Source organism: Myroides sp. C6-3, assembly GCF_050522425.1.
Taxonomy (GTDB): domain Bacteria; phylum Bacteroidota; class Bacteroidia; order Flavobacteriales; family Flavobacteriaceae; genus Flavobacterium.
Window position 1 is genome coordinate 1 of record NZ_JBMVQP010000032.1, and the last position, 26,643, is coordinate 26,643.

The window sequence follows — 26,643 nt, forward strand, 5'->3', positions numbered from 1 at the left end:
GATTATATCGGCAGACCAATTCAAGCGTATAGCGAAGAAGGAGCGCTGGTTTGGAGTACAGACTATGACATCTACGGTAAACTTCGAAACCTTGTCGGGGATCGGATGTTTATCCCTTTTAGACAACTGGGGCAATACGAAGATATCGAGCTCGATGGTTTATACTACAACCGCTTCCGCTATTACGATTCGAATAGCGGGTTGTATATAGCTAAAGATCCGATAGGCCTTGCAGGCAACAACCCAACGTTCTATGCGTATGTGTGGGATAGCAATGGGGAGGTGGATGTTTTTGGGTTATTTGAAATTGCTTTGGGGTTAAATCCACATAATTATAATTTGGCAGATGACTTAACAAAGGGAAAAAATGGGTTTAATGCAGTTCTAGAAGGGGTATTCGCCGATGGAGATTGGGATATGAAAAAAGCTGGGATTTCTTTAAAGCCGATTACCCCAAAGAACTTTGTGTCAGAATTTGAAAAGGCGGTTAAAAAAGCAGATGTTATTCATTTTAATGTAAGTGGTATTAATTTTTCAAAATCGTCTAAGGCTGGGCTTATTTTTGATGTTGATAATAATGGTATATTGAGAGGTGGAGATGTCACTGATGTAGAGTTAAATCGTATATTAAATGATTCTACATTATTTGCAAAAACAAGATTTTATGATTTAGATCCTAAAACAGGTAATTATTTTGCAATAGATAAGAATAAGGTTAAACAAAAAATGGGATATAAATAATGGAAAATAATATTTTTTTAGAAAACAAATCTTTGTATTCGTTATTGTTGTCGTTTACAAATCCAATAATTGAGATTTGTGAATATAACATTTTCCATTCTAAGGAAATTATCATATCCGTAGAAGAAGATACTCAAAAATTATATCTAGTATTTAATCAAACACAATATTTTAAAGGAAGTTTAGATAGATGGAAAGATTGTAGTTTGAAACTTTCTTTTGTTGAAGAATCTAGGAATAGTTTTTTAAATGTAAGAACTAACCGAGACACTTTAATTCAGCTTATTAAGTTTAAGGATTTAAATAATAGATTTTGTATAATAAGTAGTTCTCTGTCAATTTATAAGTCAATAGATATTAAAGAAAAGGAGTTTGTAGGGCAAAGTTGTTTAAGTTCAATTGAAGAGAAATTAAAAAAAGGAAAAATAATATTGACAAGATGGAAGTTTACAAAGGTCCAAATTTGGAATTCCAATAAAAGAGAAATTATAATTCGTATTGAACCTAGCGATACATTACGTTATTTAGAAAAAGAGGATAAAAGAATTATTTATTTAATGTGCAATAACCCATCGTTTTATCAAGGTAGTTTTATGTGGTATATGGAAACTCATTTTCATTTAGAATACAATCATAAGAATAATTCATATCTAATAATAGATAGAAGTTCTGGTTACTTTATTAAATGTAAGGATGTTAATTTTTGTGAAGATTTGATTGTTTAAAAAAAGTGCTGAGATTAGGGGATAATGTAATTATCGGCCTATATTCTTTTTTAATAGGATTCAAAAGTTTAGTTGGTTAAAGCTAAACTTTTTTGTTATCACCATTCTACAACAGTTTTCGATACTACGATTCGAATAGTGGGTTGTATATTTCAAAAGATCCGATAGGCTTGGCAGGTAACAACCCAACGTTCTATGCGTATGTGTGGGATAGCAATGGGGAGGTGGATGTTTTTGGGTTGGATGAAGAATTTTTTAGAACTATATCCAAAGAACATGCAAAAATACTGGAGAGTACAGGTAAGTTACCAACAACTAAAGAAACATTTACATCTTCCACATTAGCATTTTCTAGTAATTATGATGGAGTTACCTATAAATTTACGATGAAAGATGGTACTACTGATGTTTTAGAAAATATAGGAGTAAGAGACCAGTCTAAATTAGTTAAATCTAAATATCCTGATATGCCAGAAGTTAAATCTGGGTGGAATCAATCTTCTGCATATTTTAAACAAGAAAAAGTAGGGAAAAACAAACAAATTAATATTGGTTTAGGGCAAGGACAAGGACTTGATACTTTCAATAAAAATATTATATCATTTGAAAAAGTAGATACTAAACATAAGTAAATTTTTTAATATGACACAAAAAGAAGAAAACCTAATTTATGATTTATTAACTAATAAAATAGATTTAGATGTATTTTATAATAATTATCCAATAAATTTGAAAGGAAATGTAGATTACTTTTATAATAATTTATTGGATTCTATTGATAAAAAAAACCTGAATTATTAGAAGTATATTTAGATATAGAAGAATGTTTGCATGATGATAAATACATCAAAAATAATCTTAACAAGATTTATAAACAATTAATAACAGCAGATTGGATACCTTGTCATCTTTTAGAAAGATTTCTGGATTCACTTGATATAGTTAAAGAAAATAGAGAATATTATTTAGAAATATTAAATATTAATAAATTTTATAAACGAGATATTGATAATATAGAAACATTTATGGTCCCTATTTGGAAGAAAAGCCTTTGGAATTTGTATAAAACAGGGGCTAATAATGAAACTTTAGATATTCTAAATAGGTATTTAGATTCACCTTACGAAGATTTAAAGGATACGGCTAAAATATTAATACAAAGAACAGAAACTATTTAAATATTAATAGCAGATGCAATATCATTAGGTAAAGGATAGAGTTCTTCTTTAGGAAGTTTATCCTTTGCTTTTTCTATTTCACCATTTAAAATAAGTTGATATATTTCTTTAGAAAAATCTGTAACATCTTCTATCTGAACAATCCAGTCATGCACATATTTTTTTACTGCTATTTCTTTTAATCCTATTTGAATTGATTTATACTCGAGATTTTCTAATATAATATTCTTCTCAGGATCCCATTGGATACGTACAGAAGTATTATTGAGTTTTTCTTTCCAGTTTTCATGAGTTTTATAAATAGCCTCTTTAAAAGTAGATAAACATGAATTTCTTAAAGCCCATTCAAACCCCTCACGTTTAATTTTAATGGCTAAGATATATTCTTGTCCTTCTTTTAATGCCCAGCCAGAACGATACATCATCCACAAAAATGAAGGTTTTATCCAAGTCATACGCTCCATTTTAAAAGGGGGTACAAATCTTTGATTTTTGACTGCGGGTATTGCAATTTCTTTCTTAAATGCTTGATAAACAATAATTGTTTCGTCATCATAAACACCTCTAATTTCCCTTTCGTTCATATATTTTAAATTAAAAAAATTCTAAGTATAAATATTTTGTATTGCACTATTGTAGTATGTGCCCGAGCAACTGCATAGTTCACAGCGTAATGTAAGATAGCAAGTTTGTCTCAAATAATAAAAAGATGAGCAAACAAAAAAATGGAATTAAGCTTCGCGTTTGTACGGAAAACTGGAGTGCGTTATATTCTTTATTACAACTTGTTTAATGTTTAATTTAAGTAGTTCACACCGTATTGGACAAGAAACTACAGATGTATTGGACTACGTTCCAGGATATTTTAAAATCAAGAGCTACATCCGATACAAATACGTTACCAAAGACAAAGACAATACTCAAATTAGTATTGGTGATCTTCCAGAGCAAATCAAAGAACTTTGTTTAAAATAGAATTCATTGACTATTAATGAGTTATTTGAGTGTGTATTCGCTCAAATGAAACTTACCTTACTTATAAGTCAAATAGGTAAAGCTTTTGCTTACTCCCAAACTAGATGGGATAACCTAAGTGCATATTTATATGATGGAAACTTGCAGATAGACAACAACCTTGTAGAAAACGCAATTAGATCTGTAGCTCTTTGTCGTAAACAACAAACAACTGTATCAATACAAAGATATCGAGCTGGGGGTGAGGTGTACTTATTTGTTTATTCAAAAAATAGTGGAAAAAGTACTTTCTATCGTATCTTTGTGCGTTAAACAAGTACTACCATGTCGAAAGAAACAAAAAAAGGAATATTTAGAGGGATTATTGAAAAAGATGAGCTGGGAAACTACTTCTGCGGTCCTTATTTATTAGACTATCAATATACAGAGTCTCAGTTTAAATTAGGCGACCTAGTGAGTATCAAGACGGTAATTGCTAACCCTAGTGGTAAAAGTAGAACGGCTTATCCGATGAAATCAATGAAATTTTTCCTTGCAGACGAAGATTAATTTTTTACTCTTCTAGGGAAATAGTATATTGTCAAGTGAAAAGGTATGGTTGGAAATCATGCCTTTTTACTTTAAACGGATAAGGTAATCTGTTTTAAGCCTTCCTACATCTTATTCAATTTTCCAAAGTGTATGCGTACCTATTATGCCATTTTAGAGGTTGACCCAACAGCTAGTTCAAGTGAAATTAAACAGGCATTCAGACGGTTATCGAAGTTGTATCATCCCGACATGAATCAGGGGAATACCCGCTACCAAGACAAATTGTTTGAGGTGATCAAGGCCTATGAGGTTTTAGGTGATGAAGCGCAACGACGCGCGTATGACGTAACGCTTTCTCGCGCTCAAACCACGTCTAAGAGTACCCAATCTTCACAGGCATATACGGCAAAATCAACGCAATCAAATACTGCATATTATACCCCTGAAATTGTTCGTTTTTCTTGTAATCAAACGTATTTTTTTATGGGAGATCTCCTTGAAATTAGTTGGGATTGCAAACAAGCAGATGTTATTCGCATCTATCCTTTGGGGTATATGGATGAATTAAGAGGAAAAATTATTTATCGCGTAAAGGAACTTGATGCAAAGTTTCTAACTTTTGAGCTAACCGCGGTGAATAACCACAGTTCTCATGTAGAAAAGAGAAGTATCCACCTCAATAATGGGGTGTATATGAAATTTAGCGAAACAGACACAATCGAAAAAGCGAATTACGCAAACCCTCATCACTGGAGTTTGGGATTCTTAGCGCCTTTAGGACGTAGTTCAAGAAAAGATTATAGTTTACGCGTTGCACTTTTAACGCTGTTTTTCTTGATGGCGTATTTCTATGAACCCCATTTTGAGCATGATGGAACCTATTCATTTATTTGTACCGTATTGATTTATGTGTTGCTTATTTGTTCGGCAAGACGCCTTCACGACGTGAATCGACATGGAATACTTTCCTTACTACTGCTCGTTCCTTTGTTAAATATTGCGGTTTTATTGATTCTCCTTCTGCTTAAAGGGGAAGATTTACCCAATAAACACGGTCGTAAACCTCAGTTTTAGCTTCATCAAATTGGTTTAAGTATAGATAGACATTCCTGGGCTTTTTTAAGGAAACTCGTTGGAGGGTAACGTTTTTTTTAGCTTATATTTGTAGTTAATAATGTTCAAATCGTAGTTTGAGATGAGTTCTTTGTATTATATCGATCGCACTGACATTAGTTTAGCTGATGTTATGTTTACGGAAAAAGTAGAACAAGAGGTCGAAGCATTTTTGAAGGAGTATAAGTATCGTGAAATTTTGACGAAGTACAACCTTCCTGTTAGTAATAAGATTTTGTTATATGGAAAAACAGGTTGTGGAAAAACAATGACCGCCAAGGCAATTGCCAAACAGTTAGATAAAAAGTTGATTATTGTAAACTTGGCGACGATCGTTTCTTCTAAACTTGGAGAGACAGCCAAGAATATAGAGAGTTTATTTAAGGAAATTCAATACGAGAGTGCTGTTTTGTTTTTTGATGAGTTTGATTCTTTAGGACAAATTCGCGATTATGACAATAAAGATAACAGTGAGATGAAACGCGTTGTAAATGCCATTCTGCAACTCATTGATAACCTTCCGCAAAAATCTATTTTGATTGCTGCAACGAATCAAATTCACATGATTGATGAAGCTTTAGTTCGCCGTTTTGAATTGAAGCTAGAGTACACAGCTCCTGAAAAAGAAGCATTGGATTTGTATTACGATAAGATGTTGGCGGTATACCCTGCTGAATACGCTGGTGTAGAACGCTTGTATAATATCTCCTATGCCGAAGCAAAAACACATATTTATCGCACAGTAAAGAACAACATTATTGCAAGCCAACAAGAAGTAGAAAATTAGTATAGAAACAAAAGAATATAGTATATGATGAAATGGGAAAAGTTGCTTTCTTTAAAGAAGCACGGTGACACATTTGTTAGAAATCGCCAAGATGAAAGTCAAACGCGTATTGGTTTTGAAGTAGATTATGATCGCATTATATTTTCATCCCCTTTTCGCAGTTTGCAAGATAAAACACAAGTTATCCCTTTGTCTAAAACAGATTTTGTTCACACGAGATTAACCCATAGTTTAGAAGTTTCTGTAGTTGGTCGTTCGCTTGGTCGAAATGTTGGTGAGAAACTGCTAAAAAAATATACGTATTTAGCGGAAGAGTACGGATATACCGTTAATGATTTTGGAGCCATAGTTGCTGCAGCATCATTAGCACATGATATTGGAAATCCACCTTTTGGTCATTCAGGTGAAAAAGCGATTGGCGATTATTTTAGTAGAGGAAAAGGACTTGTTTTTAAGGATAAACTTACGGAAAAGGAATGGCAAGACTTAATTGATTTTGAAGGAAATGCCAATGGTTTTTCTATCTTGACGAAATCTCGTCCTGGAATTGAAGGAGGATTGCGTATTTCTTATGCCACCCTTGGAGCTTTTATGAAGTATCCTAAAGAGAGTTTGCCTAAAAAACCAACACGAGATATTTCGGATAAGAAGTATGGATTCTTCCAAGGAGACAAAGAAGCGTTTATTGATGTAGCTTCTGAGTTGGGGATGATCATGAAAGACGATCGAGTAGAGACTGCGTTTTATCGCCATCCCTTGGCTTATTTAGTGGAGGCCGCCGACGATATTTGTTATACCATTACGGATTTTGAAGATGGGATCAATTTGGGTTGGATTCCAGAAGAGCATGCGCTGGAATTCCTTATTATGATCGTTCAGAATAGTATTAATACACAAAAGTATTCTCAACTAAATTCAAAAGAAGATCGCGTAAGCTATTTACGCGCGTTGGCAATCGGTAGTTTGATTGACGATGTGACGCGTTTGTTTATCGAAAATGAAGAGAAGATTTTGGCAGGAGATTATCCGTTTGCCTTGACAGAGAAGTGTTCTTATATCGCACAAATGAAAGATATCTTGGCTGTGAGTATCAATAACGTATACCAGAGTAAAGAAGTTATTGAAAAGGAAATCATTGGGTATCAAGTTATCGAAACGCTTTTAGAGCGCTTTATTACAGCTACAAATAACCGATACTACGGCGAGGATAACCACTATGACGGATTAATTATCAAATTATTGCCTGAACGCTATCTTGTAGAAAGCGATAGTTTATATGAACGCTTAATGAGTATTTGCCATTTCGTGTCTATGTTAACCGATGGTAAGGCTTTGGAATTGTATCATACAATTAAAGTAACAAAATAAAAAAAAGGCTTTTGAACTTAGGTTCAAAAGCCTTTTTCATTGGTTAATCAAATATGGAAAATGTACTATTTTTTTGTCGTTGGTATCCAAACGTGAGCGTACTCCATCATTCCTCCATTCCACATTTTCATGGCATCTGGAGCAGCGATTGCTTTCGCTTCTTCTAATGTTTTTCCGATAGCATTTCCTTTGCTTGCTGCAATTGAACCTTCTCCGTTTTTAGTCGCAATAGCAAATGTAGCTTTGTTTGCTGTCTCTTTATAATCTCTTACGTATAGCGTTAAGAACTCGCCTGTTCTACCATCATAGTATCCTTCAGAATGTAAGATTTCATAGATGATTTGTCCTTTTGATTCGTCTGCAAATACGCGTTTCATTTCGATTTTTCCTCCTGGAGTAAACGTACCTGTACCTCTGAAGTCTCCCATAAAGATGAACGCTTCATCATTCTCTCCAATGTGAAACTCATATTGTCCCATGTCAGCTCCATTTACTTTAATTATCGCTGATAAATAAGTACCATTTAATTCTGTAAAGGCAGGTGTAGTTTCACCACCATCTGTACCTTCTTTTGTGTATGTATTGAATCTACCTCCTGTTAACTCTGAAGCCAATGCAAATTCAGCCTCTGCTTTTGTTTTAGCGTCTGCTTCACCATAAGTTAAACGTGCTACATCTACTGTGTTCTCCGTGATGTTGTTTAATTGTAGTACATAGAAAGTTCCAGCTTTTTCACCTACACCTTCTAATAATACTTTATTGGTGTTTGTATTGTGTTGTAATACCTTCATGTCATAAGAATCGTTGAAGTTTACTACAGTATTAGAGAATTTGTAGAAGTAGGTATAACCTTGAGAGGAGAAAACGTATTTTCCTTGAACAGGTAAGTTGATTTTTACTGGTTCTTCACCACCTGTTCTGGTCAGTTTTAACCAAGGGAAGATATTGTTTCCGTGATCTGGCGTAATATCACCAGCCGTTGGGTAAGTAGATTCAATCGCTTCAATTTCTGACTTAAATGAGTAGTTGATATTGATGTCTAATGATTCTTCTTTGATGTTTTTGAAGAAAAATGCTTTGTATTCGCTTTCTTTTGTGTTTTTTGCAACAGCTTTTAAAACATTGTTCTTGTCTTTGTATACTTTAATAACATTATAGTTGTCATCTTCTAGACCGCTACCAGCCATTCCTGACATTTTCATGCTAATTGTTTTCTTTGTGAATTCAAATGGAATTGGGTTTCCAGCATGTGCATAAGCAAAGTTTCCTTCAAAAGGTAATTCAGAACCTACTTCCTTTTGGTCGTTGTTTTTTTCATTTCTGATTACGTTATCATCACTAGAACAACTTGTAGTACCAACTGAAATTAACGCAAGCACTGCTAAAGCAGATAAGAGTTTAGTTACTTTCATCATGAGAAAATTATTATGTTTTTAGTTATAATTTAATTTAGACCAAAAATAAATAAGATAAATGAGATGTGCAATATTATTTTTATTTTTTCTAAATAAGAATAGTGTATTGGAGAGAGGAGAGAGGAAATCGGAGCGCAGCGTAGGTTCATCGAACACCAAAACCAATATAAACTAGGTGAGATATAGAGGAGAGAGGAGAAATCGAAGCACAGCTAAAATCGAAACGTAGTGAAGATTCATCGAATACCAAAATAAATATAAAATAGGTGAGATAGAAAGGTTGAGTGGTTGATAACAACAAACAACGAACCTAGTCTTCTTTCAAAAAAAAAGGTATTGTGAAAACACAATACCTTTTTTTATTTTGTAACCTTTTTATCTGTTCACACAGATAGATAGATTCTTAAGCTTCGAATGGAATGATTGAAACGTAAGACTTGTTGTCTTTTTTCTTTTGGAATTTAACAACACCGTCAACTTTAGCATGTAAAGTATGGTCTTTTCCCATATAAACGTTTTCACCAGGATTATGCTTAGAACCTCTTTGTCTTACAAGGATGTTTCCAGCGATAGCTGCTTGACCACCGTAAATCTTAACACCTAAGCGTTTCGATTCTGATTCTCTACCGTTCTTCGAACTTCCGACACCTTTTTTGTGAGCCATGACGTTATAATTTTAAAATTGTTAATTACTCAGCTGCTTCAGCTGTTTCTTTTTTAGTCGCTTTTTTCTTTGCTCCACCGAAGTTGATTCCTTCAATTACGATTTGAGTCAAAGCTTGTCTGTGACCGTTTTTCTTTTTGTAACCTTTTCTTCTTTTCTTTTTGAAAACGATTACTTTGTCACCTTTAAGGTGTTGTAAAACTTTAGCTTCTACAGAAGCACCTTCTATAACTGGGGCGCCTACAGTAATGTTGTTGTTGTCATCAACTAAAAGAACTTTATCAAAAGTGATAGTCGCTCCTTCTTCTGTTGCCAAACGGTGAACATAAACTTTAAGGTCTTTGCTAACTTTGAATTGTTGCCCAGCTATCTCTACGATTGCGTACATAACAATAAATTATTAAGGTTTATTTAAGTGTGCAAAGTTACAATTCTTTTTTAATTGGTCAAGTATTTTTTGCTTTTTGTTTTCTCATTTTTATGCTGTTGTCGTCTGATATGTTAATTCGCTTAAGGTACACTAACGAGCAGACCCTCATATAGTAAAGCTTGTAAATGTTAAAATTGATACTAAAAGTTAACTAGCCTGTAACATTTAGAAAAAAAAGCGTCTTATCATACTATAAACTAAATTCAAAACTATATAATGAAAAGATCACTCTTGATTTTAGGCGCGCTTTTTTACGGAATGACAGCGTCTGCTCAAAAAGTGGAATTCGAAGAATACACTTTAGATAATGGGCTTAAAGTTATTTTACATCAGGATAAATCAGCTCCTGTTATTATTACCTCAGTAATGTATCACGTAGGTGCAAAGGATGAAAATCCTGAACGTACAGGTTTTGCTCATTTCTTTGAACATTTATTATTCGAAGGAACAAAGAATATTGAGCGCGGGGAATGGTTTAAGTTGGTTACGGCAAATGGAGGAAAGAACAATGCCAATACTTCAGACGACAGAACGTATTACTATGAAGTGTTTCCGTCAAATAATTTAGAACTTGGTTTGTGGATGGAATCAGAGCGTTTGATGCATCCGATCATCAACCAAATTGGTGTGGATACACAAAATGAAGTGGTTAAAGAAGAAAAGCGTTTGCGCATGGACAACCAACCATACGGACAACTTCTTCCTCAAGTTAAAGCGAATTTATTTACCAATCACCCTTACCGTTGGTCTCCTATCGGATCTATGGAGCACCTAGATGCTGCTACCTTAGAGGAATTCTTAGCGTTTAACAAGAAGTTTTATATTCCTAATAACGCAGTTTTAGTGGTGGCTGGTGATTTTGAAACTACTCAAGCTAAAAAGTGGATTCAACAGTACTTTGGTGCTATTGAAAAAGGAAATCCTATTACGCGTGTAACCATGCAAGAAAATCCGATCACCAAAGAAATCAGAGCAGAGTATCATGATCCGAATGTTCAAATTCCAATGTTGGTGCAAGCTTATCGCACACCTTCCATGAAGACACGTGACGCTCGTGTATTGGATATGATTTCAACAATTTTATCCGGTGGAAAAAGCTCTAGATTGTACAAGAAAATTGTAGACGAACAGAAGAAAGCTTTAGAAATTGGCGCATTTAATTTAAGTCAAGAAGATTATGGTGCTTATTTAATCTTCGGTTTACCTATGCAAGGGTACACGACAGCAGATTTAGTGACTGAAATCGATAAAGAAATTGAAAAGTTACAAACAGAATTGATCTCTGAGCGCGACTTTCAAAAATTGCAAAACGTATTAGAAAATGAATACGTGAGAGGAAATGCGGACTTAGAGGGATTAGCTCATAATTTAGCAACGTATAGCTTATTGTATGGGGATACCAATCTGATTAATACCAATATTGAGATGTACAAAGATATTACACGTGAAGAAATTCGCGAAGTAGCTAAAAAATATCTGAATAAAAATCAGCGATTAACCTTGGATTATATGCCAGAGAAAGAAGCGAATAACTAATGCTAAACAAGAAGAAATAGAAATGAAAAAAGTATATATTTATGCAGCTAGTTTGGTTTTTGCATTAGCTGCTGCTCAATTACAAGCACAAGATAGAAAACAACCCGTTTCAGGGCCTGTACCTGTGGTACACGTAGGAAAACCTACTTCATTTACGTTGAAGAATGGACTAAAAGTATTGGTTGTTCCCAATCATAAATTACCTCAAGTATCGTATACACTAACCCTTGATAATCCTTTAATTGCTGAAGGAGATAAAGCTGGAGTTACTTCTATCTTATCTCAAGTATTGGGAAATCAAACGAAAAAAATGTCTAAAGAGCAATTCAATGAGGAAATTGATTTCTTAGGAGCTAATGTGCGTTTTTTCTCAAGTGGAGCTTATGCAAGTGGATTGTCTAAATACAACGAAACCATTGTTGGGTTGTTGGCTGATGGTGCATTGAATGCTGTAATCACACAGGAGGAGTTTGACAAAGCTAAAGCGCAAATCATTGAATCATTAAAAACTAGTGAGAAAAGTGTAACTGCTGTTGCAAGTCGCGTGGAAGATGCTTTGTTATACGGTAAGAATACCGCAGCAGGAGAGTTTGAAACAGAGGCTACCGTATCTAATGTTACTTTAGCAGATGTACAAGACTATTACACTAAATATTTTACACCAAATAACGCTTATTTAGTGGTTGTTGGGGATGTTGATTACAAAAAAACAGAAAAGACAATTAAATCTTTGTTTGACAGTTGGAAAAAGTCAACAACAACTTTTGAGGCGTCAACAACCAATAAAAATGTAGCACAGACGCAAATCGATTTCGTTAATATGCCAAATGCGGTTCAATCTGAAATCGCATTGATCAATGAGGTTGAGTTGAAAATGACAGATGACGATTACTTTGCAGCCATCTTAGCCAACCAAATTTTAGGTGGTGGTGGTGAAGGACGTTTGTTCTTAAACTTGCGTGAGGCTCACGGATGGACGTATGGAGCATACTCTTCAATCAGTACGGCTCGTAAATACCCAGGAAAATTTAGAGCAGCAGCTTCTGTGCGTAATGTGGTAACAGATAGCGCAGTTACGGAGTTCATTAAAGAGATTGAATTAATGCGCAACACTTTAGTCAAAGACGAAGAGTTGACAATGGCAAAAGCGAAGTATATCGGAAATTTTGTAATGGAAATTCAAAAACCAGAAACTGTAGCTCGCTATGCTTTAAATAAAGAACTACACAAATTACCTGCTGATTTTTACGAAAATTACATCAAGGGTATTAATGCAGTGACACCTGCAGATATTCAAAAAGCAGCACAGAAATATTTCTTAAATGACAATATGCGTATCGTTATTGTTGGAAAAGGAGCAGATGTTATCCAAGGATTAGAAGGGTTAAATAAGCCAATGTATTTCTATGATAAAGAAGCCAATCCAATTGAAAAGCCGGTGTTTAAAAAAGAAGTGCCTGCTGGAGTAACGGTGCAAACTGTTTTGGCAAACTACATCCAAGCCATTGGTGGAGATGAGAAAGTAAAAGCCGTTAAGTCACTATTGATTACGAGTGAAGCTGAAGTACAAGGAATGAAGTTGGAAATGGTTAATAAAATCAAAGAAGGCTTTTTATCATCCGAACAAAAAATGATGGGTGCAGTGATGTCTAAGCAAGTGATTACACCAAAAATGGGATATGCTATTGTACAAGGACAAAAAACGGATTTAGCTGGAGAAGAACTAAAAGCAGCACAAGCGGATGCAGTTCCTTTTGGTGAATTAAAAGTAGATGCAACAGCTGTCTTAACTGGTATTGAAGCTATTAATGGGGTTGATGCGTATGGCGTAAAAGTCGGAAATACAACGAGCTATTATGATACAACAACAGGGTTAAAGGTAGCTGTGGTACAAGAAGTGGAACAAATGGGGCAAAAAATGCAACAAGTGGTTAACTACTCTGATTACAAAGAAGTAAAAGGAATTAAATTTCCTTTCGTTCAATCGATGAATGTCGGTATTGAAATCGAAATGAGAATCAAAGAGATTAAAGTTAACGAAGGAGTATCGGATGCAGATTTTAAATAATCTTTTTTAAAATTAATTATAATTCTTTTGAGAAGTCGCTATTCACTACGAATAGCGACTTTTTGTTTTTGAAAACAAGGGGTGTACCTCGGAAATACAAGGGGACTTCCTTTGAGGTATTGATTCTCAAAACAAAAAGAGTGAATTGCAAGATGATGCGCGTTTATTTTTTGTATTTTTGTAGTTGTAAAAGCAATGTATTAATTCGTTAATAAAAACAAGATGAAAATAGTAAAACTTGGATTAGTTGCCTTAGTAGGAGGTATTTTTTTAGTGGGATGTAAAAGCGAAACAAAAAAAGAAGCAACGCCTACAGAAACAGTAGAGCAAGTAGAAACAGCAGCTACTGAATCAACGGAAGTAGCAGGAAATATGGAGGAAGCTACGTTTCAAATCGAAGGAATGACTTGTGCTTTGGGATGTGCTAAAATGATCGAAGGAAAGTTGACAGGATTGCAAGGAGTAAAAGAAGCAACGGTTGATTTTGAAAGCAAAACAGCAACTGTCATTTTTGATGACGCCAAACAAAATGGAGAGTCATTGACACAAACCGTTCAGAAAATTGCAAACGGTAGTTATAAAGTAGAAAATTTAGCGGTTAAAACGCTTTAATCAAAAAAAGCTTTCGTCAAACGAAAGCTTTTTTTATAGCTATATTTTTCTAAAATAAAAGATCCTTTTTTTGTTGAAGTAGTAGTACTATACAACAAGTTCCTTCTTTGCGTTTGAATTGCTTTTTTAGGCTTACTGATGTTCCCATTGTAAAGATTCTAGCATTTGTCGCATGTCTTGTTGGATATAATGACTCGCAGGAAGGATGGAGTCAAAGTTGGGTTTGGCGTAAAAATACAAAGACGCCACAACAAAGTTTTTAACGCTATCTGTAGCGTAAAACTGCACATTGGTTGCTGCATCACCTCCAACGTGATAGAACATGCCGTAAACGCGATCTTCTGCGTTAATAAAAGGTTGCTCTACGATCTCATCTGCTTTGATGAAGTGTTCGTACGTCAATTTTTGTGCATCTTTTAGCAAGGCATCTAAATTGTTGTCAACGGTTTTATAGTTCATGAAAATCGTTGCTTTCATTTGGGGGTAATGCACCTCAAAAGCAGTTGGTTTAAGTTCTTTTACCGAGGCATTTTTGTTTAGATCAAAAGTAAAATGATGATAGGAGTTCTCGTACTTTTGATAAGAAGGTTCAGGGTAATTAAGCGCTAAATAAGCGTTGGGTCTTGGGGTACTTTCTTTTTTACAAGAACCTAAAGTAAGGAATAAGCCTAAAAAGGCTATGCCATATAAGGAAAGTGTTTTGTGGAACATAGGGTTGATTTACTTATCCGATTAAAAGGGCAAATTGTCATTGTTGCTTTCTCCTGGGATGGAGAAGTTGTCAATCGCCTTTTTGCGTTCAATTTCTTCTGGTGTAGTTGTTTTACTACTGTCTTTTTTAGTGTCGAGAAACATGAATTCCGTTACAATAATCTCGACAATTTGCTTTTGTATGCCTTCTTCCGTTGTCCATTGTCTAGTTCGGATTCTTCCTTCTACATAGATTCGATCTCCTTTCGTTAGGTGTTTTTCGCATATTTCCGCTTGTTTATTGCGAACTACAATGTTGTGCCATTCCGTAGAAGTAATGCGTTCATTGCTTGTTTTGTTGATGTACACCTCGTTGGTTGCTAAGGGAAAACGGCCAATGCAATTGCCGTTCTCAAAATAGTGTATTTTGACATTTTCGCCCAAGTGGCCAATTAGGGTAACTTTGTTCAATGTACCATTCATAGATGCAAAAATTATACGGTTAAGGATTGAATAAAGTTATGAATTACAATCGGAAAACCAAATTTATTTAAATCCTGCCAAGGGGTTGTTGCTCCCTGTAGCGTCTGAGTTTGAATCATCCAAAAGCGAATGTGTAGTTTTTGATGGGATAGTTGGTGAAGGATTACTTCTTCAGTCAGACAGCTCAGCTGCGTTATAGGTTGATGCGGATAGCGCGCATACACCTGTTTTTCTAAGTCAATTGTCTCATCCGTAAACCGATCAATAACCGGAAATTGGTAGAGATTTTGCCAAATGTCTTTCTGGGTGCGCTGTTCTAAAAGGGTATGCTTGTTCTCATCTAAAAAGATCAGAAAATCCATGTATCGATTTTTCACCTTGACTTTACTGAGCTTGACCGGTAGTTTATCTACCTGATTGGTTTGATAAGCAACACAGTCTGCAATAAAAGGACAAGGAGCGCAATTAGTCCCTTTGGGCGTGCATTGAATCGCGCCAAAATCCATAATGGCTTGATTGAAAATCGCAGGCTGTTGCGGTGAAATCAGACCCGCGGCAACGGCTTGAAATTCTTTTTTTGTTCTTTGAGTAGCTATATCAGATGTAATTCCGTAAATTCGTGCGAGAACTCGGAAAACATTTCCATCCACTACGGGAACAACCTCGTTATAAGCGATAGAGGCAATCGCAGCAGCGGTGTATTCGCCAACGCCTTTTAACGTGAGTAGTTCTTGATAAGTAGTTGGAAACTGTCCGTTTAGTTCGTGGGCTACCTTTTTAGCTGTAGCGTGTAAATTACGCGCTCGACTATAGTAACCCAATCCTTGCCAAAGCAATAAAACATCATCTTCTTGGGCATTTGCTAGATCAAAAACGGTAGGATAAGCCTGTTTAAAAGCCTCAAAATAGGGTAATCCTTGCGCTACGCGCGTCTGTTGAAGAATAATTTCTGATAGCCAAATGGAATAAGGATCTTTTGTTTCACGCCAAGGTAAAATGCGTTTGTTGTCTAAGTACCAAGCTATTAGTTTGTTAGAGAAAATCATGATTAAAATGTGTGAAGGGCAAAAATAAACGATATATAATTAAATTTTAATCGATTAAGATTGAATTATTGGATTATAAATTAATATATTTGCACACTCTAAAAAAAACGGACAACAACAAATATAATTAATATCTAAAATGACTAAAGCGGACATTGTAGCTAAAATTTCAGAGAAATTAGGGCTTGAGAAAGGTGACGTTCAAGCGACAGTAGAATCTTTTATGGATGAAGTAAAAGCGTCGTTAGAAACAGGTGAAAATGTGTATTTAAGAGGTTTTGGAAGTTTTATCATCAAAACAAGAGCTGAGAAAACTGGAAGAAACATTTCTAAAAACACAACAATTAGGATTCCAGCTCACAACATTCCTGCATTTAAACCAGCTAAAGTGTTTGTAGAAGGTGTAAAATCAAACACAGAAGTAAAAGTAAAATAATTTATTAATCTCTAAATTACACACATTATGCCAAGTGGTAAAAAAAGAAAAAGACATAAGGTAGCAACGCATAAGCGTAAAAAAAGAGCGAGAGCTAACCGTCACAAAAAGAAAAAGTAGTTTAAAACTACTTTTTTCTTTTCTAAGAAAGTTCAACAGTACGTTCATTGATAGCTATCTTATCAAGTTAAAGAAGGAATAAACAAGTACACACTTGTTTTTAAAATAATGTTTAATCCATCTATACAAACTCATTTTGTTTTGAACGGATACTCCGAATAACCAAAGCAGTGTAATGAATGAGTATGGATAAAAATGTACAGTGTGAATAAAGAGCTAATTATTAGGTCGAATTCTGATACAGTAGATTTTGCCTTATTAAAAGATGGAAAACTAATTGAACTGCATAGAGAGCGTGAAGCAGATGAAGGTTATGGTTTTCAAGTCGGCGATATCTTTATCGCTAAAATTAGAAAACCCGTTCCCGGATTGAATGCAGCGTTTGTTCATGTAGGTTTTGAAAAAGATGCATTTTTGCACTATCACGACCTTGGCCCAAACTTAAAAACGCTATTGAAGTTCACTAAACTTGTAAGTGGAGGTAAATTAAAAGATTACGCCCTAGAGAACTTTGTCTTTGAAGAAGAAATTGATAAAGATGGCGCTATTACGGATGTATTAAGCGCTAATCAGTCTTTATTAGTTCAGATTGTAAAAGAACCAATTTCAACCAAAGGACCTCGTATTAGTTCGGAGCTATCCATAGCAGGTCGATACGTCGTACTTGTACCTTTTTCGAATCGCATTTCAATTTCTCAAAAAATTGAATCCAAAGAAGAAAAGGAGCGCCTAAAAAAACTAGTACAGTCTATCAAACCCAAAGGTTTTGGTGTAATCGTACGCACAGTTGCAGAAGGTATGAAAGTGAGCGAAATCGACAAAGATTTACGCAACTTAATGGCCAAATGGAACAATATGTGCAAAAAGTTAACAACTGCACATCATCCTTCGAAAGTGTTGGGGGAAGTCAATAAAGCTTCTTCCATATTAAGAGATGTTTTTAATGATACCTTTACGGGTATTATTACGGATGATGAGGATCTGTATTATCAAACGAAGGACTATTTGCAAGAAATTGCCCCTGCAAAGGTGTCGATTGTTAAACATTATCAGTCGAGAGAAGTTCCGATTTTTGAGAAATACAGCATTGAACGCCAAATTAAAACCTCTTTTGGTAAAACCGTTTCTATGAGCAAAGGTGCTTATTTGATTATAGAACATACGGAGGCGTTACATGTTATTGATGTGAATAGCGGTAATCGTTCGAATAAAGCACAATCGCAAGAAGACACTGCCCTTGAAGTTAATTTAATTGCGGCTGCTGAAATAGCACGTCAGTTGAGGTTAAGAGATATGGGGGGAATTATCGTGGTCGATTTTATTGATATGGGAAATCCCGAAAACAGAAAGACCTTGTACGACTTCTTGAAAGAAGAAATGAGCGATGATAAAGCCAAACACAAAATTTTACCACCGAGTAAATTTGGATTAATTCAAATCACTAGACAACGCGTTCGCCCTGAAGTGTCGATCGAAACTAGAGAGGAAGATCCAAACGAACACGGTGAGATCGAAGCACCAATCTTAGTTATAGACAAGATTAGAGCGAGTATCGAAAATATTATTGCAAGAGATCCATCTTGCAAAATAATCTTGAATACGCACCCTTTTGTGGCTGCATACCTTACGAAAGGTCTGCCGTCATTGCGAATGAAGTGGTGGATGGAATTCAAGAAATGGATCAAAATTGTACCGCGTGACGCTTACACGTATTTAGAATACCATTTCTTTGATGATAAAGGAAAGGAAATATCAGAATAACGAAAAACCCAAAACGGCATCCGTTTTGGGTTTTTTGTTAGTTGTGTTTTTCGATGTAAAACTCGATCGTTTGTGTATGCCCCTCTTCATCGGTAATCGTCAGATAATTAATTCCCGTATTTCCGCGAAGGGCCATTTCGTGAAACTGTTTGGTTGTACCGATATACTGTTCGTTTAAATACCAAAACAACGTTTTATTTGCGCTACTCGCACTTGCCTTGGCAATAAAAGGCTGTAATTCGGAGTAAAAATTTTTCGTCAAGTAAATGTGTTCTCCGTGTTTGGGATAGATGAACTCTATCTTTTTGAGCTGATCTTGAGTTGAACAATCGCTTCTGTAAGGCGGAATATCTTGATAATCACTATGTGTTTTTCGGTAGAAATACGCCATTGTTGGCGGTAGAACAAACCAAGGAGTAGGCTTGATCTGATCGATGGCTTCACATTGACTGTTAACTTGGTATTGCAGTGTTGGGTCTAAATGAATGAGCTTGTGGTAAGGACAAAGTGTTGTTTTCTTTTCGCGGAAAGCAATGAGATCCGTTTTTGTTTGTAAACAATTGGATCCAGCAAGGTAAGCTGAACTTTGACATACAACTACCTCTTCTAAATCATTGAGTGGTGCAGCAATTTCCCTTTGTCTGGGAAGGAGTTTGAACAAATCAAAAAGTAGAGGACCTGCCATGCGAACGCCACTAATAGACGGTCGACCTTCTCCGGTAGCATTGCCCACCCACACGCTGACCACGTATTTTTTATTTACACCGATCGCCCAAGCGTCACGTCCACCAAAACTCGTTCCTGTTTTCCATGCAATTTTAAGCGCTGAGTCGTAATATTGCCACGCTTCATCACCTTCGGGTCGATTTACCTTCGTTAAGGCGTCAAAAGTGTTGTAAATAGCTCCTGCACCCCAAATTGTCTTCTCTTTCGTTTGTTCCCCAAAGGATTGTGTCACAGCAGCCTTCCAGTTTAAGTCTTGAATTTCTTTGGTGCGATAGTGTTGTTCTTGGTTGTAATAGTTTACCGTTCCTACCATACCCGCATAGGCTCTAGTCAATTGCCACAAACTGCTTTCGGCTCCTCCTAAGATTAAGGATAACCCGTAGTGATCCGGAGCTTTGTTAATGGAGGATAATTTGAGCTGTTGGAGGTTGTCATAAAAACGGTACACGCCATATTGTTGTAACATCAATACAAAAGGAATATTTAACGAACGTGATAGTGCTTCGTTTGCCGTTACAGCACCTTCGTAACTATTGGAAAAATTCGTCGGTTTATATCCTGCAATAACAATGGGAATGTCCGCCACTAACTGATGAGGAGTTAGTGAAGCATCATCTAACATAGCAGCATACAAAAAGGGTTTTAGGATACTTCCCGTACTTCTGGAAGCTTGAATAATATCGACGTCTTTTTGATGGGCTGTTGTCGTAGGGGAATTTCCTATATAAGCCACAATATCTCGATTTTCTACGTCGACGATCAAAGCAGCGATATTGTAAACTTCAGCCTGTTTGTAATGCAAATAGTAGTTGGCTACGATGTCATTGGCTCGTTGTTGGACGGCGTAATCCACCGTGGTAACAAGGCGTTCTTCTCTGTTGGTTTTTGCAGCAAACTGCAAGAGATGCGGGGCTAGCTGTGGCAGCTCATGTGGTTTTTGTGGTAAAGGTTCTGCAATCGCTAATTCATAGGTACTTGAGTCGAGGTGTTTGTTGTCTAGTAATTTCTTCAAAAGTCGATTGCGTTTCTCAAGCAAAATCTCCTGATTTTTCCCAGGGTAGATCAAACGCGGTGCATTGGGTAAAACGGCTAAAGTGGCACTTTCTGCCCAAGAGAGTTGCTCTGGTGATGTGCCAAAATAACGCCACGCTGCTACATCAAGTCCAACGACATTTCCTCCAAAAGGAGCATGAGAGGCGTATAAATTTACAATAGACGCTTTACTGTATTTAAATTCTAAACGAGTCGCTTGGATGAGTTCTATTATTTTTTCGAAATAGGTACGCTGTTGACCATCTCTCGCTAAGCGAATGGTTTGTTGGGTTAGTGTGCTACCTCCTCTTTTTATTTTCTTAGCCGATAGGTTGGAAAAGAAAGCCTTGACGATGGAAACCGGATTGAACCCCCAATGGTAGTAGAAATACTCGTCTTCATAGGTGATAATACACGTCTTAAACTTTTCGGGCACGTGTTCCATAGCGGGAAATCTCCACTGACCGTCACGGGCAATTTGAGCTGCAAGAAGTTGGTGATCCTTGCTTTCGATCACAGTAGAATAGGGCTTGTCAAATAGGGTTTGAGGCAAACAAAAGTAGTAAGCAATCAAAGCGATTCCCATTAGAATAGAAAGCACTTTCTTTTTTGTGCTCCATGTGCTCCATTGTAGATTGAGTCTGAATTTCATATAAAGCAATACAGGGATGTGAATCCCTGTATTTATATTGATTTAGAAGGTTATTGAATTACCTCTACCCATTGTCCAACTGTTCGACAGCGGTAGGCGTTATCGTACATTGCATTGGCTTGTACACCTGGTAAATAGTAATTACCTAGGTAAGAAGCATTGAGTGTTACGCGAAGCGTTTTCGTACTATTCGCTTGTAGGGTAAAGTAGAACATCGTGCGGTCGTCTCGAATATCGGTGTAATCTACCTGGTTTTGGGTTCCGCCAGCATCCGTATAACGAAGGTTGACAATTTCCCAACCTGATGGTACAATATGCGTCAAGGCTACGTTTTGAATACTGCGATTACTCGTGTTCGAGATGGAAATTTCACAAATAAACTCCGTTCCTTGTTCGATACTCGTTGGATTAATTGTTAAGCCATTCGTTGAGCGATACGTTGTTTTAATATTCAAATTACTTTGATCTGCTTGTTCTTGTCCAACCGGTAGAATCCCACTAGAGGTTAAACGCGCATATACGATTGCATTGCTTTTGTTTTTCACTCCAAGTGTATTGGTTGCTTTGCTGTTTTTTAGCTCTGCACTAACTAAGGCTTTGGTTGTATTAACTGTTGCCACTTGGTCGTTATAGGTATACTGTACATTGATCCCGTCACTTGGTTTGTTGATCGTAACATAACTGGCAATTGCATTAAGGGCATACGCAGTTGTTTGTGTGCTCATCCATTGAGAGGATCCCAATTTGTTTGCTAATTCAATGGCGTATTCATGTGTTCTAACTTTGTTGCCGTTACTGTTTATCATGGTTTCTAAGGCCATGGCTAAATTGCGTTCATAAGAACCATAGTAAGAGAAACCTGCGATATTATCCAAAGATAAATGAGCGATTAGTTTCTGTGCAGCGTCTTTTTGTCCAGCAAGCGCATAAGCAGCAGCTAAGCGGAATTTCGTATTGGTAGAAATTCCTTGCGTTTCGCGTAGTCGGTTCATAGAAGCAATATCTGCCTGCCCCGCAAGTGCCAAGGTATACAAGCGATAAGCTTGTGCAAAATCAGTTGAATAACGCTGATCATGTTTCCATTGACGAGCCATTTTTTGTTGATAAGCAATCCAATTTGCCTTACTGTTAACAGGTAATACATACCCTTTTTTCTCAGCCTCCAGATAGAAATGACCCACATAAGAGGTTGCCCAATCATCAGCATAACTATTTCCTGGCCAGTAAGCGAATCCACCATCGGAGAACTGACGCTGTGCTAAGCGTTGGATTCCCTCATTTACGTTGCGTTGGATACTTTGTTTTTTACTGTCATCTAATGTGATTAGATCTGCTAAATACAGCTGAGGGAATACACCCGATGTAATTTGTTCCGTACACCCGTGAGGGAAGGTGATTAAATAATTTAAACGCGTAGTCAAGTTGATATTCGGGAAAGCCGAAAGCTCTAACGTTGCTTTATTGCTTCCTGTAATGCCAAAAGGACTCCAATCTAAGTTGTCTTCACGCTGTGGATCGATGCTAACAATCTGGGTTCGCGTGGTAACTGGATTAGGATTGAGAACATCCATTTCAATGCTATACGTCGCTTTTTCTTTTCCAGAAGTTGCCTCGATTTCAATCTTAGTAATTCCCGTTTTATTGCCTACTTCTAGCTCAAAATAAGCGATTTTTTCGTCTGGCTCACTAAAAGATAGCTGTTGAGTTGCAGGACCGCTGATTTTAAATTTGTCATCCGTTTTAACCGAAATCTGTACGTTTTTTACGTGATTTTCCATTGCGAAAACAGTAACCGGTAGGGTGATTTTCTCCCCTGGAACGGCTCTTCTCGGCAAGGATCCTAAAATCATTAACGGATTATTTACTTTGACCGTTTTATCTGTATTGCCATACGCTCTGTGCTCTGAGCTAGAAGCGACAATCATGGTGCGTACGGAACCGATGTATTTAGGTAACTTAATTTCATGTGACGCCGTTTTGCCTTTTTCTAAAGTATGTGGACCAGAGAAAATAACCACTGGTTTAAAGCGATTGGCTTTTTTGACTTGTCCTGCACCTAAATCTTCGTCACCACCGATGCTGAATACTTGGTTGATCGTTCCGCCATATGCCCCTATGATGTAATCAAAAACATCCCAGGTGCGAACGCCTAAAGCTGATTTACTATAGAAGTTTTGCCATGGTGTAGGTGTTTTAAAACGCGTAAGGTCCAGTAAACCATCTTCTACAATGGCAACGGTATACGTCATTTTACTTCCGTTTTTCTCTTTTACTTTTAGCGTGAACTTTTCTTCAGGACGCAATTTATCAGGCATGATGATTTCAGGCTCTAATTTTGTCTTCTTGTTGTAGACGCTAATTGGCGCAATACCATAAAGGCGAATAGGCGCATTGTTAATTGTATACGCATGGGGTTGAATCAGCGTAATATTGATATAGGCATTTGGAGCCATAGCTGCTGTAGCTGTTAACTCAAAGGTCGTTTCCCCTTGTTTGGTCTGAACCCAATGCGTTTCTAAAACGCTACTGCCACTTTCGATTGACACAAGAGCTCTTCCTCCTTCACTAGAAGGGAAAGACAACTTGATTTTCTCGTCTACGGTATATTCTTTTTTATCTGTTGCAATCGACAAGGCAATGGCATCTTTTCCTTCTCGGTGTTTGGTCTTAGCTGACCAATACGGCCAATCGACATAAACCTGTTGAGAAGCAATGTGTCCACTGTTTAAGTTGGTAATAACCACTTCATAATTCCCCCAATCTTGTTCCGGAATTTTCAATTCGTACTTCGTTCCTCCATTGGCAGAAGTGGTTACTTGATCCGAACTGTACAAGCTGTAGTAATCCGATGCATTGTAATTCGATACCCCATAGTCATTAGAACTCCACCACCAGTATCCTTTCTTGCGGTAAACATCTACTTGTACATTTTGTGCTAAGGCTTTCCCGTCGCTGTTAACAGCTACAAGAGAAAAAGCAAGCGGTTTATCCGTTTCATAATAGCCGTATTTATTCGCCTCTGGGGCTTTAATTCCGACATAACTTGCATAAGGAGAATACGTCAAAGTAGAAACATCGGTTGATACATCTCCGCCGTTTTCATAGACCTTCGTTGTCAGAATAGCTTTTAACATAGCCGAATTTTCAACCGTATTCTTTAAGTTTAAAGCAAATGAAAAGGTACCACTTTCACTTGTTCTGCCCGAATATACATTGATGTCCTCCGTAGCATAAGAAGATAAATTGTTGTTGAAACGGTAGTTTGGATACGTTTTAAAAGTTGTTTGCTCCGGTAGCAATTTGATTTGAACATCTGCTTTTAAGTTCTTTGCGGTACTTCCTTGTAGCCATTCAACGGTATAGTCAATTTGCTTGTTGTAATAATCTGAAGTGATCACTTTTCCTTCGGCGTTGTTCTTTATTTTTAAGCGATTAGGTTTGATCGTTTCGACTTTAATTCGCTTGTGAAATTTAGCACCTCCTACTTGTACAACAGCTTCCCAGTTGCCTGTAGGGGCTTCTTGGTCGGTTTGTACTTTAAATGCATAGTGATTGGCTGTATTTTTCTTTTGTACCACTTGTTCGGTTACTTTTCCAAAAGGATCAGATAACGTCAATTTGATTGGGTGGTTTTCCGGTAGGGGATTGGCAATATCATCCAAGATAAATCCGATGTAAATCGCATCTCCAGGACGCCAAACACCGCGTTCTGTGTACACATAGCCATTCATTCCTTTTTGAAGGGTCGTTCCATCTACATCGTAATTACTGACAGAAAGGGCATTTGCCTGATCTATTTTGATGTAGGTTGTATTGTTGTCTTGTTTGGCAAGAGCAAAATAAGCTTTGTTCTTGCCTAGATTAACCTTTGCAATTCCGTTATTGTCTGTTTTTGCAGTGGTTAATAGTTGCTGTTGGTAGCTATAGAATTCAACTGTAGCACCATTGACAGGTGCAGTTGTTAAAATATGGGTTACAACAGCAGTATATACATTGTCATTTCCTCCTTTGACGATCATCGCTAAGTCACTAGCCAATACATTGGTACTCGGCATTTGGGTGTAATAGTAGTAAGCATCTGAACACGGATCCTCACGCTCTTCCCAAGGGTAATAACGATAGTAAGAATCATATTCGTCATCTTCTGGATCTAACTCGTCTTCTGTATCGAAATCTACTTCGCTGTCTCCTGCGTCGGCACAGTTAATAGCATAGGCTTTTTTAAAGGAGAATTTAACATGGTAGATCGCACCTGGGTCGGGTTTGATTAACGTCGATAAATCTAAAGCATAAGCATTCCAACGCAATAGCGCTTTTGGATCGGGATTTGTCAATTCGATCGTCGTTTTTGCAATAGGAGCTGCTACCGTATAAAGAGAATACGAACCGTCTAAATTATTAGACTGTAAGAATTGTAAAATGTTGTTTTGAAAAACCTTGTATACTTTTACATCTACGGCTCTTAAAGAGGTTGCTTTGAAGTTGATCTTTAAATTTTCAGAAGAAGGTAAAATAGTTCCGTTTTGCAATAATTGAACTTCTGGTTTTGGGATAGCAAAGGTGATGACTTCCGAGTGAATGCTATTCAAGCGATTGCCATAACTATCGACAATACCTTCTTGCACCAATAGTGTAACTTCTTCGGGTAATGCCTTTTCACTGTAAACTTTAATTAGGTTTCCCTCAATTAAAAAAGTTAGAGGTAAACGCTCCAATCCTTGTAAGCGGATTAATCCCTCTAAGTTTTGATTCTTTTTGATGGGATTCGAAAAGTTAACAGCAAAGGCATGATTGTCTCCTATTGTTGTTAAAATCTGATGTACTTCAAAAACTTCTTTGGCAGGAATCTCATAGTCCAAAGATGTTTTTTGATCGAGTTGAACGGCTTTTGAATCTAACGTCAACGTTAATTCACTTTGTTCTGCTTGGCGCTGAATCCCTCGAATGGTGAAGGGAAATTCTTTCGCTTCTTGCCCGTCATTTACTTGAAAAGTAAGTGCTGTGTTTTGCTTTCCCTGTTGAGCAGTAGCTATTTTTTTCATTGCTTCCACACTGACCCAATCACTTGACTGAATCACTCCATGCTGAAGGTAGCTGTCTTTGTCTGCGGATTGTAGATCGGTGAATGTTGCAGTAAATTGCTGAGGCACGGTATGCACGACAAAAGAAAACGATTCTTGTTGTTGTTCAACAGCGGTTACCTTACCTAAATGAAAGGTAATATAATACTTTTGGTCCTGTTTTAAGCGTTCTGAAGGTTCGAAACGCAAGGTTTGGTTGGCTAAATAGTACAGTTTTCCCTTCACTTCAGGTGAAATGGTAAACAATTTAGCATCAACTTCTTGTTGGTCTTTCCAGTCCCCGAAATTTTTCGTTAGCGCAATGTCAATAGGCGATTTGGACGAAATCATCCCCGTGGTAAAAGCGCTGATGTACTCGCTAAAATCCTTGGGATCTGAAAGCGGGAAATCTTGCATCTGGTCTTTTTTACATGCCTGTAGGAAGGCCAAGAGCAAACACACTACAGTTAATACAATTTTTTTATTCATAGCTT

The 26,643-nt window shown here is 36.7% G+C and carries 23 protein-coding genes and 1 pseudogene; 15 read left to right on the plus strand and 9 right to left on the minus strand.

Annotated features, from left to right (window positions below; genetic code table 11):
- From ACPDG9_RS12685 to ACPDG9_RS12700, 4 genes are all read left to right on the plus strand, one after another.
- Positions 1–741 (plus strand): RHS repeat domain-containing protein (locus tag ACPDG9_RS12685; protein WP_430528093.1); only part of this gene is annotated, 741 nt, incomplete at its 5' end.
- Complete coding sequence (locus ACPDG9_RS12690; protein WP_430528094.1) at positions 741–1,466, plus strand: hypothetical protein; 726 nt, start codon at positions 741–743, stop codon at positions 1,464–1,466. The genes ACPDG9_RS12685 and ACPDG9_RS12690, both read left to right, overlap by 1 nt.
- Before the next feature lie 92 nt (positions 1,467–1,558).
- A complete protein-coding gene (locus ACPDG9_RS12695) occupies positions 1,559–2,098 on the plus strand; it encodes a hypothetical protein (RefSeq protein WP_430528095.1) in 540 nt (179 codons plus the stop codon).
- A 195-nt stretch (positions 2,099–2,293) separates the two neighbouring features.
- Positions 2,294–2,644 (plus strand): hypothetical protein, encoded by a 351-nt coding sequence (locus ACPDG9_RS12700; RefSeq protein ID WP_430528096.1) that lies wholly within the window; start codon positions 2,294–2,296, stop codon positions 2,642–2,644.
- On the opposite strand, the gene ACPDG9_RS12705 is transcribed toward ACPDG9_RS12700, so the two are convergent.
- A complete protein-coding gene (locus ACPDG9_RS12705) occupies positions 2,641–3,228 on the minus strand; it encodes a DUF4291 domain-containing protein (RefSeq protein ID WP_430528097.1) in 588 nt (195 codons plus the stop codon). The genes ACPDG9_RS12700 and ACPDG9_RS12705 overlap by 4 nt on opposite strands.
- Positions 3,229–3,436: 208 nt before the next feature.
- On the opposite strand from ACPDG9_RS12705, the gene ACPDG9_RS12710 reads away from it, so the two are divergent.
- The 6 genes and pseudogenes from ACPDG9_RS12710 (at position 3,437) to dgt (ending at position 7,418) form a co-directional block, all read left to right on the plus strand.
- Positions 3,437–3,619, plus strand: coding sequence for a hypothetical protein (locus ACPDG9_RS12710; RefSeq protein WP_430528098.1), 183 nt, complete (start codon positions 3,437–3,439; stop codon positions 3,617–3,619).
- Between the two features lie 24 nt (positions 3,620–3,643).
- A pseudogene (locus ACPDG9_RS12715) lies at positions 3,644–3,820 on the plus strand (IS66 family transposase); the annotation flags it as partial.
- A gap of 123 nt (positions 3,821–3,943) precedes the next feature.
- Entirely contained in the window at positions 3,944–4,168 is a 225-nt protein-coding gene (locus ACPDG9_RS12720; RefSeq protein ID WP_430528099.1) for a hypothetical protein, read from the plus strand.
- Between the two features lie 132 nt (positions 4,169–4,300).
- On the plus strand, positions 4,301–5,224 hold the full coding sequence (locus ACPDG9_RS12725) for a DnaJ domain-containing protein (RefSeq protein WP_430528100.1): 924 nt from the start codon (positions 4,301–4,303) through the stop codon (positions 5,222–5,224).
- Positions 5,225–5,345: 121 nt separating this feature from the next.
- Positions 5,346–6,050: an AAA family ATPase gene (locus tag ACPDG9_RS12730; RefSeq protein WP_430528101.1), complete on the plus strand. Its 705-nt coding sequence runs from the start codon at positions 5,346–5,348 to the stop codon at positions 6,048–6,050.
- A gap of 24 nt (positions 6,051–6,074) precedes the next feature.
- Positions 6,075–7,418, plus strand: a complete 1,344-nt coding sequence (dgt, locus tag ACPDG9_RS12735) for a dGTP triphosphohydrolase (protein ID WP_430528102.1) — start codon at positions 6,075–6,077, stop codon at positions 7,416–7,418.
- A 65-nt stretch (positions 7,419–7,483) separates the two neighbouring features.
- Here dgt and ACPDG9_RS12740 read toward each other — a convergent pair whose 3' ends face one another.
- The 3 genes from ACPDG9_RS12740 to rplU all read right to left on the minus strand — a co-directional run bounded on the left by ACPDG9_RS12740 (position 7,484) and on the right by rplU (position 9,885).
- Positions 7,484–8,833: a hypothetical protein gene (locus tag ACPDG9_RS12740; protein ID WP_430528103.1), complete on the minus strand. Its 1,350-nt coding sequence runs from the start codon at positions 8,831–8,833 to the stop codon at positions 7,484–7,486.
- Between the two features lie 403 nt (positions 8,834–9,236).
- The gene (rpmA, locus tag ACPDG9_RS12745) at positions 9,237–9,497 is read right to left on the minus strand and encodes a 50S ribosomal protein L27 (RefSeq protein WP_182646837.1); all 261 of its coding nucleotides are present in this window, start codon (positions 9,495–9,497) and stop codon (positions 9,237–9,239) included.
- Between the two features lie 25 nt (positions 9,498–9,522).
- Positions 9,523–9,885: a 50S ribosomal protein L21 gene (gene rplU, locus ACPDG9_RS12750; protein ID WP_002989791.1), complete on the minus strand. Its 363-nt coding sequence runs from the start codon at positions 9,883–9,885 to the stop codon at positions 9,523–9,525.
- A 258-nt stretch (positions 9,886–10,143) separates the two neighbouring features.
- On the opposite strand from rplU, the gene ACPDG9_RS12755 reads away from it, so the two are divergent.
- From ACPDG9_RS12755 to ACPDG9_RS12765, 3 genes are all read left to right on the plus strand, one after another.
- Entirely contained in the window at positions 10,144–11,463 is a 1,320-nt protein-coding gene (locus ACPDG9_RS12755; RefSeq protein WP_430528104.1) for a M16 family metallopeptidase, read from the plus strand.
- A gap of 22 nt (positions 11,464–11,485) precedes the next feature.
- A complete protein-coding gene (locus tag ACPDG9_RS12760) occupies positions 11,486–13,531 on the plus strand; it encodes a M16 family metallopeptidase (protein ID WP_430528105.1) in 2,046 nt (681 codons plus the stop codon).
- A gap of 222 nt (positions 13,532–13,753) precedes the next feature.
- A complete protein-coding gene (locus ACPDG9_RS12765; protein WP_430528106.1) occupies positions 13,754–14,143 on the plus strand; it encodes a heavy-metal-associated domain-containing protein in 390 nt (129 codons plus the stop codon).
- Positions 14,144–14,275: 132 nt separating this feature from the next.
- On the opposite strand, the gene gldD is transcribed toward ACPDG9_RS12765, so the two are convergent.
- The 3 genes from gldD to mutY are packed head-to-tail and all read right to left on the minus strand — an operon-like array spanning position 14,276 to position 16,362.
- Positions 14,276–14,854, minus strand: coding sequence for a gliding motility lipoprotein GldD (gene gldD / locus ACPDG9_RS12770; RefSeq protein WP_430528107.1), 579 nt, complete (start codon positions 14,852–14,854; stop codon positions 14,276–14,278).
- Positions 14,855–14,875: 21 nt separating this feature from the next.
- Positions 14,876–15,316, minus strand: coding sequence for a single-stranded DNA-binding protein (locus ACPDG9_RS12775; RefSeq protein WP_430528108.1), 441 nt, complete (start codon positions 15,314–15,316; stop codon positions 14,876–14,878).
- 11 nt (positions 15,317–15,327) lie between these two features.
- Complete coding sequence (mutY, locus tag ACPDG9_RS12780) at positions 15,328–16,362, minus strand: A/G-specific adenine glycosylase (protein WP_430528109.1); 1,035 nt, start codon at positions 16,360–16,362, stop codon at positions 15,328–15,330.
- Between the two features lie 139 nt (positions 16,363–16,501).
- Between mutY and ACPDG9_RS12785 the strand changes: the two genes are divergently transcribed.
- Positions 16,502–16,798 (plus strand): HU family DNA-binding protein, encoded by a 297-nt coding sequence (locus tag ACPDG9_RS12785; RefSeq protein ID WP_002989807.1) that lies wholly within the window; start codon positions 16,502–16,504, stop codon positions 16,796–16,798.
- Positions 16,799–17,122: 324 nt separating this feature from the next.
- On the plus strand, positions 17,123–18,679 hold the full coding sequence (locus tag ACPDG9_RS12790) for an Rne/Rng family ribonuclease (protein WP_430528110.1): 1,557 nt from the start codon (positions 17,123–17,125) through the stop codon (positions 18,677–18,679).
- Between the two features lie 37 nt (positions 18,680–18,716).
- Here ACPDG9_RS12790 and pbpC read toward each other — a convergent pair whose 3' ends face one another.
- Complete coding sequence (gene pbpC, locus ACPDG9_RS12795) at positions 18,717–21,089, minus strand: penicillin-binding protein 1C (RefSeq protein ID WP_430528111.1); 2,373 nt, start codon at positions 21,087–21,089, stop codon at positions 18,717–18,719.
- A gap of 50 nt (positions 21,090–21,139) precedes the next feature.
- Positions 21,140–26,638, minus strand: a complete 5,499-nt coding sequence (locus tag ACPDG9_RS12800) for an alpha-2-macroglobulin family protein (RefSeq protein ID WP_430528112.1) — start codon at positions 26,636–26,638, stop codon at positions 21,140–21,142.
- Positions 26,639–26,643 lie beyond the last annotated feature (5 nt).

Coding starts and splice junctions, on each gene's coding strand:
- ACPDG9_RS12690 (WP_430528094.1), top strand. CDS start 741: ATGGAAAATAATATTTTTTTAGAAAACAAATCTTTGTATTCGTTATTG.
- ACPDG9_RS12705 (WP_430528097.1), bottom strand. CDS start 3,228: ATGAACGAAAGGGAAATTAGAGGTGTTTATGATGACGAAACAATTATT.
- ACPDG9_RS12710 (WP_430528098.1), top strand. CDS start 3,437: ATGTTTAATTTAAGTAGTTCACACCGTATTGGACAAGAAACTACAGAT.
- ACPDG9_RS12720 (WP_430528099.1), top strand. CDS start 3,944: ATGTCGAAAGAAACAAAAAAAGGAATATTTAGAGGGATTATTGAAAAA.
- ACPDG9_RS12725 (WP_430528100.1), top strand. CDS start 4,301: ATGCGTACCTATTATGCCATTTTAGAGGTTGACCCAACAGCTAGTTCA.
- ACPDG9_RS12730 (WP_430528101.1), top strand. CDS start 5,346: ATGAGTTCTTTGTATTATATCGATCGCACTGACATTAGTTTAGCTGAT.
- dgt (WP_430528102.1), top strand. CDS start 6,075: ATGATGAAATGGGAAAAGTTGCTTTCTTTAAAGAAGCACGGTGACACA.
- ACPDG9_RS12740 (WP_430528103.1), bottom strand. CDS start 8,833: ATGATGAAAGTAACTAAACTCTTATCTGCTTTAGCAGTGCTTGCGTTA.
- rpmA (WP_182646837.1), bottom strand. CDS start 9,497: ATGGCTCACAAAAAAGGTGTCGGAAGTTCGAAGAACGGTAGAGAATCA.
- rplU (WP_002989791.1), bottom strand. CDS start 9,885: ATGTACGCAATCGTAGAGATAGCTGGGCAACAATTCAAAGTTAGCAAA.
- ACPDG9_RS12755 (WP_430528104.1), top strand. CDS start 10,144: ATGAAAAGATCACTCTTGATTTTAGGCGCGCTTTTTTACGGAATGACA.
- ACPDG9_RS12760 (WP_430528105.1), top strand. CDS start 11,486: ATGAAAAAAGTATATATTTATGCAGCTAGTTTGGTTTTTGCATTAGCT.
- ACPDG9_RS12765 (WP_430528106.1), top strand. CDS start 13,754: ATGAAAATAGTAAAACTTGGATTAGTTGCCTTAGTAGGAGGTATTTTT.
- gldD (WP_430528107.1), bottom strand. CDS start 14,854: ATGTTCCACAAAACACTTTCCTTATATGGCATAGCCTTTTTAGGCTTA.
- ACPDG9_RS12775 (WP_430528108.1), bottom strand. CDS start 15,316: ATGAATGGTACATTGAACAAAGTTACCCTAATTGGCCACTTGGGCGAA.
- mutY (WP_430528109.1), bottom strand. CDS start 16,362: ATGATTTTCTCTAACAAACTAATAGCTTGGTACTTAGACAACAAACGC.
- ACPDG9_RS12785 (WP_002989807.1), top strand. CDS start 16,502: ATGACTAAAGCGGACATTGTAGCTAAAATTTCAGAGAAATTAGGGCTT.
- pbpC (WP_430528111.1), bottom strand. CDS start 21,089: ATGAAATTCAGACTCAATCTACAATGGAGCACATGGAGCACAAAAAAG.
- ACPDG9_RS12800 (WP_430528112.1), bottom strand. CDS start 26,638: ATGAATAAAAAAATTGTATTAACTGTAGTGTGTTTGCTCTTGGCCTTC.